This is a genomic window from Paenibacillus sp. FSL H8-0261 (assembly GCF_045040645.1).
Lineage (GTDB): Bacteria > Bacillota > Bacilli > Paenibacillales > Paenibacillaceae > Paenibacillus_AQ.
On record NZ_CP150297.1, the window covers coordinates 3,304,339 to 3,317,926 of the forward strand.

Sequence of the window (13,588 nt, forward strand, 5' to 3'; positions counted from 1 at the left end):
AGAGAAAGAGACCGAAATTTAGTCACTACATGTCGATTAATATTTGTAGAAGGCCCTAATTATATGTATTTCAGCGCAGGCTAGGTTGTCTCGTCCGTCTATCTCATAAGGGAGACAACCTTACCCACCCAGAATGATCGTTATTCAGCAGCGGTGATCGTCTCGCCTTGGATCGGCTTCAATCCGTTCCCCCACCTAACAGGGATAGAACGAGAGTTGAATAAATCCACTCCGTCAGAGATCTGGAAATGTAAATGGGGCTCACTAGAGTTGCCCGAGTTACCCGTCAGCCCAATGATATCACCTTTTTTGACTTTATCGCCTGGCTTAACTGTAATCGAACCTTTTTTGAGATGTGCTAGATGGCTGAATTCACCACCGTGATCGATGACCACGTTATTGCCGGTTGCCTGGTTTGGATTCATAACACCGACAGGTTCATTATCTTTAATATCATTCATAACCGATACGATTGTACCATCTGCAGGGGCGAAGATTTTTTCCCCAAAGGCATAATAACTTTTGTTTTTTAGCGGATCCCCTTTATAAGAATAGTTCTCCTTGGCCTGAATGAAATCATAGGCGTAACGCTGGATCTCTACTTCATAATGATAATTTACGAGAACATTTTCTCCGCCCCAAAATACAAACCAGTCACCTTCGAAAGGCAATGCGTATTCATGCTTACTAAGTTTTGTATCGGTTTCAGGGGAAGATGTCAGTTCTTGAATCTGGATTAATGAAATGGTTCCATCCGGATCAAACATTCCGATGAGCCCTTTATTACCTGTATCACTCAACCAAGTACGTCGATCAAATCCATTAAGCTGCATATCAGATGCTTTGTTCAGTGTCTGGATATCCTTAGTGAATTCCTTAGCGGTCTCAGCTAATTCAGTTTCACTTACCTCATCCTTCAAAGGCTGACTAAAGTGGGCGTACATTTCTTTATAGTTCCCTTTAAGCAGAAAATTTGGCAGATCATCAGGCAGGAACATTATTTCGTTTGATTCTACAGCTGAATTGGATGTTTGCTCCACTTTCGCATTATTGTTCATATCCGTTTTTCCTCCTCCACAAGCTGTTAATAGTAAGGCAAGTGATCCTATTGCCAAAACTGTTTTTGCTGACATTCCCGGTATGCTGATTATTTTTTTAGAGCTTTTTTTCAAGAATATCGCCTCCCAATAGTCAAATTATAGCAAATGAGTCTTAGCTCTTCTGAAACACAGTATTAATACGATCTTAACTTTTGGTGTAGTAGACGAATACGAATTAAGCTTCTGTTAAGGTTAGTGCGATTGATAGCGTCAAGAATCATGCTATGATGATAAAAACAAGGGCTATTTGGAAAGGGAATTTCACAATGAATGAAGCATCGATTTTACTTGTAGATGATGAACAATCGCTTTTGGAGATTATGGAGACTGTATTACGCAAAGAGGGTTATTTAAATATTGATACTGCGGTGACGGGTGAAGAAGCGATAAGCGCCTGCGAAGCCAAAAAATATGATTTGATTGTATTGGATGTGATGTTGCCAGGGCGCAGTGGAATTGAAATCTGTCCTTTTATTCGGCAGACGACGGACGCACCTATCCTGTTTCTTACGGCTCGAACCTCTGATTTTGATAAGCTGACTGGATTTGCTATAGGTGGAGATGATTATATCACTAAACCCTTTAATCCACTTGAAGTTGTCGCTCGAATAAGAGCGCAGTTGCGGCGGTACTTAAGTTCACCTGCTCCATCAGATACTGATAAGATCACAGCGACAGTTCACAGCAAATCTGCGAACGTTTACGATTACGGGAGATTTAAACTGGATGAGACGGCAGGGGAGCTGCTGGTTGAGGGTGAGTCGGTCTCTTGTCCGGCACTTGTATTCCAATTGCTGCTGTTCTTATGTAAACATCCCAATCAAATATTCAGCAAAAGTGAATTATATGAAAAGGTTTGGGGTGAAGAAGCCTTAAGTGATGATAATACGGTCATGGTGCATATTCACCGTATAAGAGAGCGTATAGAAGCAGACCCATCCGATCCGAAGTTTATTGTTAATGTTAGAGGTCTTGGGTACAAACTGGTTAAAGTAGAACGTCAAGAGTTGTCTGCGCCATGAATATTAAGCGCCGGTTAACGTTAAAGTTTGTTCTTCAGCTCGCAATTACGGGCATGGTAGTACTCGCTATTTCTGCCATAACATTTACTTGGATTTTGCTGCGGTTTCTTGATATTAGTCTCTCGCGTGATTTTGCCAATGTGGGTCTTGAACAATTGGTAGAATCTTCTAAGATTGATGAGGATGGCATACATTTTTCTCCGAGTTTACTGGAGCAAGTGAAGAAAAATAAAGGCTGGCTACAAAGTCTAAATGAAGATGGGCAAGTTGAGAGTGCCTATAATACACCTAAAGATGTACCCATTCAATATGGCCCTGGCGAAGTAGTTGCTTATTGGACGGGCACTCAGCCGTTTCCTTATAATCTGGCACTATGGATTCAAGAAAAGGATGGTAAACAGCTCGCACTGGTGTATGGTGCGCCTAATGTATTAGGTCCACTATTAAAGAAAGTGAGTGAGGGGACATTCGCTGCTGCGAAAGGGGACCCAGTACTTCCTGATGAACTTGAAAAAGAAATTAAATCGGCCCAAGCTTTTGTTCAACTTATAGATTCATCAGGCAATGAAGTGGTTTCTTATAATAGACCTAATATGATACCCACTCAGTACTCCGTTCAAGAGCTTGCACTTCGCACCCTGTACAGTGAACGATATGGGTACCATGTTCTTTCTTCTTTTGATAAGGACTCAGGTCGTACTTGGATCGTGGGAGAACCCAATATCAAAGGGACAGATCCAAGTAAAAAAGTGTGGATACCAGAGGAAGTAAAGGTCGTGATCATCGGTTCATTTGCCATGCTTATCGCTTTATTGATCGCGTTTGTGTTGCTCTCTTTATGGCAAGCTCATCGTTTCGGTGCACCTATGCTGCATATGCTCGTGTGGCTCGATTCCATCGGAAATGCCATCTATACAGAGCCAACGGATCGTAAAGGACTTCGTCGCAGTCGAACAGCCGTGGGTAAATGGAGGAGAAGATACCGTGTTTTTGCTGATGTGATGGTTTCAATTGAGAAATTATCGGCAACCTTGAAGAGTGATCAAGTACTGCGGGAAGAGACGGAGAGCTTACGCGAGGAATGGATCGCCGGTGTTACTCATGATTTGAAAACCCCATTATCCTCAATCACAGGATATGCTCATTTACTGGCCGAACCAAAATACGATTGGTCGAAAGAGGAAGTTCGTAAGTTTACAACGACTATGCTAGATAAATCGTCCCATATGGACATGCTGATCAGTGATCTTGCAATGACCTATCGTCTAAAGTCAGGAATTAAACCACCTGAGACGATGGAAGTTGAATTGAACGCTTGGCTGCAACAAGCTCTCGAACAAGCTGCTGCCAATCCTGCCTACGGGAAGCAGCGAATAGTATTTCTGCCTGCACAAACCGAAGTAAGAGCTCAATTGTATACGCCATGGCTAGAAAGGGTTGTCAACAATTTAACTGCGAATGCGCTGCTCCACAACCCACCGGATACGAAGTTGACCGTTTCGCTTATTCATAAAGATAGGGACACCGGATTTATCATTCAATTTGCTGATGACGGCGATGGAATGGATGAAGAAACAATGATCCGGCTATTTGAACGATATTATCGAGGAACGGATACAGCGTCTACCTCCAACGGTTCTGGGCTCGGCATGGCGATTTCTAAAGGACTGATCGAATGTATGGGGGGCCGGATTACTGTCGAGAGTCACGTAGGTAAAGGAACGGTTATTAAGTTAATATGGAGCTGATATCTTCATTCAAGCCCTCACTGTATTCCAACCGGATACCGCGAGGGTTGTTTGTATTTATTAGGATGAGTCAAGGCTATAAAAATAAAGGAGTTGACATCTTTTTTGAATGTAACTACAATAGTTACAGGTGAGCGATTATTAAGAGGATGAAATTCATCCTAATTTGAGGAGGATTTTAAAATGAAAATAGCTATAACAGGAGCAACAGGTCAATTCGGATCATTGGTGATAGAGTCTCTACTTAAAACTGTACCCGCAGGGGACCTTGTAGTAAGTGTCCGGAATCCAGATAAAGCAAGTGATCTTAAAGCGCGTGGTGTGGAAGTCCGTCATGGTGACTTTGATAAGCCGGAAACATTGGATGTAGCGTTTGCCGGTGTGGATCGACTGCTAATTGTATCTTCAGATGGAGATAACGAGACTCGGATTCGCCAACATAAGGCAGCTATTGATTCAGCCGCTAAAGCTGGTGTTGGATTCATTGCCTATACAAGCGTAGGACATGCTGAGAAGAGTGAGCTGTTCCTTGCTGAAGTACACCGTGTAACCGAAGAAGCCATTCGAGCTACCGGAATTCCTTACAGTTTCCTTCGCAACAACTGGTACATGGAGAACGAGGTTGGATCTATCCAAGGCGCCGTAGCAGGTGCCCCATGGGTAACTTCTGCTGGTAGTGGTAAAGTTGGCTGGGCAGCACGAGGAGATTATGCAGAAGCTGCTGCTAATGTTCTAGCTGGGGAAGGACATGAGAATTCTGTCTATGAATTGTCTGGCAAGCCTTTAACACAAGAAGAATTGACTGGAATTATAAGTGGCGTAATAGGTAAAGAAATTAAAGTGCTGCAAGTTGACGACGAAGCTTATGCGAAAATCATGGCTGAGGTTGGTGTATCAGAAGCTGCTCTGCCATTCGTTGTTGCGATTCAACGTGGTATTCGCGAAGGATGGCTGGATATTGAAAGTGACGATCTAGAGAAAGTACTGAATCGTCCAGTCACTCCGTTAGCGGATGTTATCAGTGATCTTGTAAATAGTCTGCAAGCTTAAATAATATAGCAAGATTCAAGGCTTCTTCTCGGTGAATAACCAGAAGGGGCCTTTTTTTATGCATCTTTAACATCATTGATAAAGGTTTCGTGAAGTAATAATAATGATATAATAGGAAACATATGTGAACTATTGGTGTAATGAAAATGATTGAATCGAAGAGAAGGGGATGAATATCAATGAGGACAAAAATTTGGATGGCTTCTGGTGCAGTAGTTGTTGTTGCTTTAGGGGCAGTTTTATTTGTGGGGGGAAATGATAAAAAATCACCCGCAGCAACCGATACATCTAACGTTAAACAATTAGTACAGGAATATAGTTCAAGCAGCATGAAAGACCTCTCTGCTTCCATCACTTCAGAGCAGCTTATTGTGACCGACAGCAACAATCAATCAACCAAATATGACTTACCCAAAGATGAGTTTTTTGTTTCCATCGCACCATATGTTAAGAATACACACCCGTGTGCAACACATAGCTTGACTGGATGCCAAGGGGAATTAACAGAACAAACGTTTAATGTATATGTCGAGGACACTGCGGGCAATGTGATTGTGGATCAAACTATGAAGTCCCAATCTAACGGATTCATTGATCTTTGGTTACCTCGCGATAAGAAATATAATGTAACGATTGAACAGGATGGTGTAAAAGCGAAAGCCGCACTTTCCACTTTTAAGAGTGATAATACATGTGTAACGACCATGCAATTAGTAGAGAGTATCTAAACACCAGAGACAGCGAAGTCACTACTTCCTCTGAAAATTCCATATCGGACCTGCCATTTAATTTATGGGAGGTTTTTTATGTATCTGTAAGAATAAGAAGGTTCTAAGGTAAAGTTTAATTATAGTTATTTTCCACCTCCTGGAAATGATATAATCTGATGGATATCAAGTGTCGACCTTTTATAGGGAGTGTTCTTTGAAGAAGGGTATCGTCGAAAAACTCAAGGGTGATTCTCTATGATAAACTTTAGTTGGTACTTCATTTTTGAGAGGAGATAGAGGGATGGATAAAGATCTGATCATCGGGGATGTTTTGCAGGAGTTAGCTGGTACGCGTCGTATGCTGGAGAAGCTGACGCAGGAGCATATGACATGGAAACCACACGAAAAGTCAATGAGTCTCGGTGGGCTATCCACACATCTCGTCAATTTGCTAAACTGGCAATCAGCCATTCTTCTTCACTCGGAGTTTGATTTGGCATCTGTGCCATATCGTCGAGAAGCGCTGGAGAGCCCCGCCGCGGTTCTGCAAGAGTTCGATATGAGCGCTCGCAAGATTGAAGAATTAATTTCTGAAAGCAATGTGGAGACGCTTGGTGCGGAGTGGACACTGCGTAATGGCACAGCGGTTATCCGCCGTCAGACACGGGCAGTCGCGCTTCGTACCATCGGCTTGAATCACATGATCCACCACCGGGCACAGCTTGGGGTATATTTCCGACTTCTAAATATACCAGTGCCGGGCCTTTACGGCCCCTCGGCAGATGAATTAGCGAATGCCTAATAAATGAATTTCTTAATGAGTTAAGGATTGGAAAGTTGAAAAAAACAAATCGGCATGATAACATGGATACAAATTAATGATCGGAGTTGAAAAGTATAGTGTAGTAATTATTCTTGCGACACATGATGAATAAAACAACAAAAACGGTTTATTTCGTTTGTTTTATTTTTTGTATGCAAGAAAGTTACTACTTCTTTTCACTCGAACAATATATCCTTATCTAACTCCATTTGGGGCTAGATTTGCTGTATTTATTTGAGTCACAAGAAAGTAACTTTCTTGTGGCTTTTATTTTTTTCATACAGGAGGATACTTATATGTCATTAATAAATGTTACAAATCTAACCTTTGCCTATGAGGGCAGCTACGATAACATCTTTGAGAATGTAAACTTTCAAATCGATACTGATTGGAAATTAGGATTTACCGGAAGAAACGGTAGAGGAAAGACCACCTTTCTGAGTTTATTGCTTGGAAAATATGAATACAGCGGAAATATTTCTGCCCATGTCACTTTTGAATATTTTCCTTTTCAGGTGGATAACAAGGAGCTTAATACCATTGATGTGATCAGCGAAATTTTTCCGGATTATATTCATTGGAAATTAATGCGTGAACTTTCATTATTAAAGGTTTCTGAAGATGTGTTATATCGGCCCTTCGACTCATTGTCTAACGGAGAGCAGACGAAAGTGCTGTTAGCCACTCTCTTCATTAAGGAAAATAGCTTCCTGTTGATCGATGAACCTACCAATCATTTAGACATGACGGCAAGAAAGTTAGTCAGTGATTATCTCAATACGAAAAGTGGATATATTCTGGTCTCTCATGACAGATCTTTTCTTGATAATTGTGTAGACCATATTTTGTCAATAAATAAGACCAATATAGAGATCCAAAAAGGAAATTTTTCAAGCTGGTGGGAGAATAAAGTCAGACAAGATAACTTTGAGCTGGCAGAAGATGAGAAACTCAGAAGAGATATTAAACGCTTATCTGCATCTTCTAAACGGACAGGCAACTGGTCACATGAAGTGGAAAAAACAAAAAACGGAACGAGAAATTCCGGCTCAAAGGTCGATAAAGGCTACATTGGACACAAGGCCGCTAAAATGATGAAACGCTCTAAAGCCATTGAACAAAGACAAATTTCTGCGATCAACGAAAAGTCTAAGCTTCTTAAAAATATCGAAAATTCTGAGAATCTAGAGATTACACAGCTTGACTATCATAAACGTCAACTTGCTGAGCTAGACAATATTTCGATTTTTTACGGTGAAAAAAAGGTATGTTCAGACGTAAGCTTCACTATCGAGCAGGGTGAGCGTATTGCTCTGTCGGGTAAAAACGGCTCAGGTAAATCAAGTGTCATCAAATTGATGTGTGATGAGGATATAGATTTCACAGGCACTCTCACAAAGGATAATCAGCTTATCATTTCCTACGTATCCCAAGACACTTCTAATCTGCAGGGGAATTTAACGGATTATGCCAGAGACAACGGAATCGATGAAAGTCTGTTTAAATCTATTCTACGAAAGCTTGATTTTTCTAGAATCCAATTTGATAAAGACATATCCACTTATAGTGGTGGTCAAAAGAAAAAACTGCTGATTGCCAAAAGCCTTAGTGAGAAAGCTCATTTGTACATTTGGGATGAACCGCTTAATTTTATTGATGTCATTTCACGTATGCAAATTGAAGAGCTGTTGCTTGAATACACGCCAACTCTTGTTTTTGTGGAGCATGATCGGGAATTTTGCAACAATGTTGCTACGAAAATCGTTGAACTCCACTAAGAACTTTTTCCAAAGATAGTTAATCTCAAAACAAATAGACCAATATAATTATATTAATAAAGTTAATTATTATATATATTCCAGTTTTCCAATGTACTATAATGATATAGATGCATTGTTAGCATGTTATTAAAGGAATTGAAGATTTCAAGAAACAACCTATAGAATTGAACAACAGGAGGAAATAAGTTGAGCACACAGAATGTGGGAATTCCATTAGAAGGTTTTGCAGAATTTAGCCGGACAGTAGCCGCTGAAGGTGCGGTGCTGGTGAAGAATGATAATCAGGTACTTCCGCTTGGCGAAGGCGATAATGTTGCGATTTTTGGCAGATCCCAAGTGAATTATTATCGCAGTGGTACAGGTTCCGGCGGTAGTGTCCATGTTACTTATACGACCAATTTATTGGATGGTCTTCGCACTAAGAAGAACTTTACAGTTAACGAAGAGCTGGCTGCTGTCTATGAAAAGTGGATTGAACAGAATCCATTTGATAATGGTGGAGGCGCATGGGCTGCAGAACCTTGGCATCAGAAGGAAATGCCTTTGAGCAATGAATTAGTTTCCGAAGCTAGAAACAAATCGAATAAAGCCATTCTTGTAATTGGACGCACGGCAGGGGAAGATCAGGATAATGCTGATGCACCGGGCAGCTACCAATTAACAAATGATGAACAGGCAATGCTGAAGCAGGTAACTACATATTTTGAGCAAACAATCGTTGTCCTGAATGTCTCCAACATTATTGATATGAACTGGATGAACGATGAAAGCTATAAATATCCAATTTCAACTGTGATTTATTCATGGCAGGGTGGTATGGAAGGCGGAAATGCGATTGCAGATGTGCTGTCTGGAGAGGTAACTCCAAGTGGTAAACTGACGGATACAATCGCTTATTCCATCAATGATTACCCATCAACACAGAATTACGGCAATGAATTTACGAACTTGTATCAGGAAGATATCTATGTAGGATATCGTTATTTCGAGACATTTTGCCCAGATAAGGTTCAATTTGAATTTGGTTATGGTTTATCTTATACAACTTTTAGTATCGAGCCAGAAGAAGCCAAATTGATTACCAAAGAAGGCGAGTCTTTCATTGAAATCGGCGTAACCGTTACCAATACAGGAACTTCCTTTGCTGGTAAAGAGGTTGTTCAGGTCTATTATGAAGCTCCGCAAGGCAAGCTTGGTAAACCAGCTAAAGCTCTGGTGTCATTCGGTAAGACGAAAGTTCTTGAACCGGGTGAAGCACAGCGCCTTACCGTGAGTTTCTCAGCTCATTCTATGGCTTCTTATGATGACGCAGGCGTAACAGGACATGCTTCTGCCTATGTTCTCGAAGAAGGTACGTACCGCTTGTATGTGGGAACTAGTGTTAAACAAGTGGTGGCAGTCGGTGTTGAGGGTAAAGACGGCTATGTCGTTGAAGCTCTTCAAGTTGTGGAGCAATTGCAAGAAGCGCTCGCGCCTACAGAAAGCTTTACGAGAATGATGCCAGGCGCTCAGAAGGCGGACGGTTCGTACGAGATTGTTTATGCTGAAGTTCCTAAACGTAAAATTTCGTTGGCTGAGCGAATTGAAACTAATCTTCCAGAGACGATCTCACAAACAGGTAATAAAGGATATAAATTAAGAGACGTATATGAACAGAAGGTTAGCATGGAAGCCTTCATTGCACAGCTCAGTGATGAGGATTTGGCTGCAATTGTACGTGGTGAAGGGATGAGCAGTCCTTTAGTTACACCGGGCACGGCTTCTGCATTTGGAGGCGTAAGTGACAGTTTATTTAATCTCGGAATTCCAGTGGCTTGTACAGCTGATGGTCCTTCAGGGATTCGTATGGACAGCGGAGCAAAGGCGACTCAAGTTGCTATCGGAACGCTTCTTGCAGCTACTTGGAATGCGGATTTGGTAGAAGAGCTTTATGTTATGGAAGGGCGAGAGTTGTTAAGAAATAACGTGGATTCCTTGCTTGGACCTGGCCTTAATATCCGACGCAGTCCGCTTAATGGACGTAACTTTGAGTATTTTTCAGAAGATCCTTTGATCTCTGGGGTGTTCGCTGCTGCATGTACTCGCGGTATTTTGAAAGGCGGCTCAACCGCTACGATGAAGCATTTCGCTTGTAACAATCAGGAGAAACATCGTAGTAAAGTAAACGCCGTGGTGTCTGAACGTGCACTTCGTGAGATTTATTTGAAAGGTTTTGAAATCTCCGTGAAGCAGGGCGGTTCGAATTCTATAATGACCTCCTACAATCCAGTTAATGGACACTGGGCGGCTTCGAATTATGATTTGAACACCACGATTCTTCGTGGGGAGTGGGGCTTTAAAGGCATTGTAATGACTGACTGGTGGGCGATCATGAATGATGTAGTTAATGGCGGACCAGCAGATCGGAAATTTACAAATTGGATGGTTCGTGCACAAAACGACCTCTATATGGTTGTACCTAACTATGGTGCAGAAATTAACGGATGGAATGATAACACCATTGAGTCCTTGGAAAATGGTACGTTAACCCGTGGAGAGCTCCAACGTTCTGCCATAAACATTTGTGAGTTTATCATGAATGCACCTGTATTCTCGAGAAAACAGGAAATTGTAGAAACTGTAGAGTTCTTTAAAGCTAATCCTTCACTTACTGGAGAACAAGCTCAATCCTTATCACAGAATCCACAGGTTAAACCTGTCGTAGAAGGATCGACTAGCTTTAAAGTGGAACAGGCTGGTCAATACCGTATCCTGGTGCATATCATGTCAACGGAACCTGAGCTGGCTCAAAGTGCGTGCAATGTATCAGTGAATGATCAATTGATGACAACCATTCAAACAAATGGTACTGAAGGTCAGTGGATCAGACAAAAGCTTGTGAAAGTTGAACTCGAAGCAGGTCTTTATGATATGAAATTGGAGTTCATCAAACCAGGTTTGCAGATCGATTGGATTGAATTCAATAAAATCGACTAGGTGTCATGCGTTAATGTTAGATAGATCGTTAATATTAATCATTTCTAAAAACCGCGATATTTTTCGCGGTTTTTTTGTTGTACTTATTGTTGCGGGGGGATCATATATTTCATTTCCACTACTCCACATGAGTATGGAGGGGGGATTTCAACTCCTTTATCGGATACTAGAATATGAGGAAATTGCCCGGTGTACCAACTATGGTGTGTCGGGCTTTTTGCAGATTATATACTTTACAAATACTTGTCTGCATGTACTTGTGTTTGTTCGAATAAGTTAGAAAGTAGGACCAGGACAAACCATAGGTGGAGATGCGTAGAGATGGGGATGCGTAAACAAAGCTTTATTCGTGGCACGTTCATTTTAACCGTGTCGTCATTTTTTACAAAAGGGCTCGGATTTTTGAATGGCGTTTTGCTGGCACGTTTCTTAGGAGCCGAGGGGGTAGGGCTGCTTATGATTGCTCATCCGCTGCTACCCTTGTTTATTACGCTGACAGAGCTGGGGCTTCCTGTTGCGATTTCAAAGCTTGTCTCAGAAGCTGAGGTTAAGCAGGATGAAGCGCGAGTAAAGCGAATTCTCAAAGTATCTTTAAGTATTACGGGTACGTTGAGTATTATACTAACTTTAGTGGCTCTATTTGGATCCAAATGGATCGCGTCGGTTTTTTTAGCCGATCAGCGGGCGTATTATGCTATGGTCGCTATTACGCCGATCATTCCAATTATTGCGATGTCAGCTGTATTAAAAGGTTATTTTCGTGGAAAACAGAACATGAACCCGCTGGCCTTTTCCGATATTATTGAGAATTTGGCGCAAATCATTGTCATTATCGGTGTTGTGAACGTTTTGCTGCCTTATGGGATTGCTTATGCAGCTGCGGGCGCTATGGCGGCTTCCGTGATCGGCGAAGGTTTTGGTTTGCTCTATTTGTTTGCTGTCTTCAAATGGGCAAATCGAGGGAAGATCAAACCCACGCCACCGCCTAATTCAAGTTTTTCACCCAAAGGAGACAGTACGTTGAGAGATCTGCTGCGCATCGGCTTACCGATGACAGGCAGCGGTTTTATTCATTCTCTCTATCATGCGTTTCTCCCATTGCTGATTACGAAAAGTCTAGTCCTGTTTGGTGTGGGGGTTGAGATGGCGACTAAGCAATTCGGACTTTTAGCGGGATATGCTCTCCCCATGTTGTTTCTCCCCAGCTTCTTCACTCAATCGTTGTCCACTGCATTAATTCCGGCGATCAGCGAAGCGAGTGTAAGCAATAATAGCAAGCTTATGCATAGTCGGATGGATATGGCTATGCGATCCGCGCTTATTGTAGGTCTTCCATGTACAATCATCCTGTACTTATGGGCTGTACCATTAACTACTTTGATCTATCATTCGCCAGAAGCGGGCGAGCTGCTAAGGTTGATTGCACCCTTATTTTTTCTTTATTATTTTGGAGCACCCCTGCAAGCGATTCTGCTTGGTTTGGGGAAAGCATCAACCGTCATGTGGAACCATATTCTTACGAATATCTTTGAAGTGATTGCGATCTTTGTTCTCGGTTCTAATATTGGCATCGAAGGGGTTGCTATAGGGTTCGGACTGGGGCTTTTGCTGCTGACGCTGCTGAATTTTATGTCTGTGGCAGGAACGATAGGATTTTATTTTGACTTTCGCATTGTATTCAAGGTGGGCGCGGGAGGAATTATCATGACGGTTTGCGGGATGACGGCTCACGGTATTCTGGAACGAATGGACCTGGGGCAGATTATTGAACTGTTCGGAGCGCTAATCGTTTCATTGATCACCTATGCTGCAACATTGCAGGTAACTCATGCTTGGGAACGGTCACCGAAACCGCCGACGATTACGCCTGTTTCTTGAAAGGGGATATTTCGGTGTCGTGCTCCAAAAAGTAAATCGAATAATGATGAAACCCTCTGTATAACAGTATGGAGGCGGATGAAGGTAACGGGGAGCAGCGAGGTGTTTAACTGTATTTTGTACAGCTATAATCATTCAAAACAATTGCGCTATTGAAAATAGCTGTAGCTGACCCTAAAATCAACTTTATCCTAGATTTGGAATTTCAACGGACCCACCGCCGTTATTGCCTTGAAAAATACCCCAAATGACTCTCTTTTTAAGGAATAGTTTCACTGGAGTCCGTAACCTAACTCAAAAGCGTAAAAACAGGCAAATAGCGTTTTCTGGGTCCGAAAAGCTCTGAGCTTGATCAAGACTGGGTAATTTAGAAGGAAGTGTAACGGACAAAAGTATTCAACCCCCGGTTCATAACATCAGAGCAACGATTCTCCAATAACGGATGATCGCTGCTCTGATGTTTTTTACGAATTTTTGTTTGAACTGATGAATACATACCG

General features: G+C 41.9%; 9 protein-coding genes. 8 read left to right on the forward strand and 1 reads right to left on the reverse strand.

The window, feature by feature from the left end; all coding sequences use genetic code 11:
* Positions 1 to 140 precede the first annotated feature (140 nt).
* Positions 141 to 1,058, reverse strand: coding sequence for a M23 family metallopeptidase (locus MHI27_RS14800; protein WP_341128129.1), 918 nt, complete (start codon positions 1,056 to 1,058; stop codon positions 141 to 143).
* A 308-nt stretch (positions 1,059 to 1,366) separates the two neighbouring features.
* Here MHI27_RS14800 and MHI27_RS14805 point away from each other — a divergent pair, with 308 nt between their 5' ends.
* The 8 genes from MHI27_RS14805 to spoVB all read left to right on the forward strand — a co-directional run bounded on the left by MHI27_RS14805 (position 1,367) and on the right by spoVB (position 13,088).
* Positions 1,367 to 2,122, forward strand: a complete 756-nt coding sequence (locus MHI27_RS14805) for a response regulator transcription factor (protein WP_042188104.1) — start codon at positions 1,367 to 1,369, stop codon at positions 2,120 to 2,122.
* Positions 2,119 to 3,870, forward strand: a complete 1,752-nt coding sequence (locus MHI27_RS14810) for a sensor histidine kinase (RefSeq protein ID WP_405176609.1) — start codon at positions 2,119 to 2,121, stop codon at positions 3,868 to 3,870. The genes MHI27_RS14805 and MHI27_RS14810 overlap by 4 nt, the downstream gene beginning before the upstream one ends.
* 183 nt (positions 3,871 to 4,053) lie before the next feature.
* Positions 4,054 to 4,920 carry an SDR family oxidoreductase gene (locus MHI27_RS14815; RefSeq protein WP_405176610.1) on the forward strand — a complete coding sequence of 289 codons (867 nt, stop codon included), beginning with the start codon at positions 4,054 to 4,056 and terminating at the stop codon, positions 4,918 to 4,920.
* A gap of 179 nt (positions 4,921 to 5,099) precedes the next feature.
* The gene (locus MHI27_RS14820; protein WP_341125229.1) at positions 5,100 to 5,648 is read left to right on the forward strand and encodes a CueP family metal-binding protein; all 549 of its coding nucleotides are present in this window, start codon (positions 5,100 to 5,102) and stop codon (positions 5,646 to 5,648) included.
* A gap of 283 nt (positions 5,649 to 5,931) precedes the next feature.
* On the forward strand, positions 5,932 to 6,432 hold the full coding sequence (locus MHI27_RS14825; RefSeq protein ID WP_076285748.1) for a DinB family protein: 501 nt from the start codon (positions 5,932 to 5,934) through the stop codon (positions 6,430 to 6,432).
* A 317-nt stretch (positions 6,433 to 6,749) separates the two neighbouring features.
* Positions 6,750 to 8,231, forward strand: a complete 1,482-nt coding sequence (locus tag MHI27_RS14830) for an Lsa family ABC-F type ribosomal protection protein (RefSeq protein WP_405176611.1) — start codon at positions 6,750 to 6,752, stop codon at positions 8,229 to 8,231.
* Between the two features lie 189 nt (positions 8,232 to 8,420).
* On the forward strand, positions 8,421 to 11,210 hold the full coding sequence (locus tag MHI27_RS14835; RefSeq protein ID WP_405176612.1) for a glycoside hydrolase family 3 C-terminal domain-containing protein: 2,790 nt from the start codon (positions 8,421 to 8,423) through the stop codon (positions 11,208 to 11,210).
* Positions 11,211 to 11,531: 321 nt separating this feature from the next.
* Positions 11,532 to 13,088 (forward strand): stage V sporulation protein B, encoded by a 1,557-nt coding sequence (gene spoVB, locus MHI27_RS14840; protein WP_405176613.1) that lies wholly within the window; start codon positions 11,532 to 11,534, stop codon positions 13,086 to 13,088.
* Positions 13,089 to 13,588: the final 500 nt, after the last annotated feature.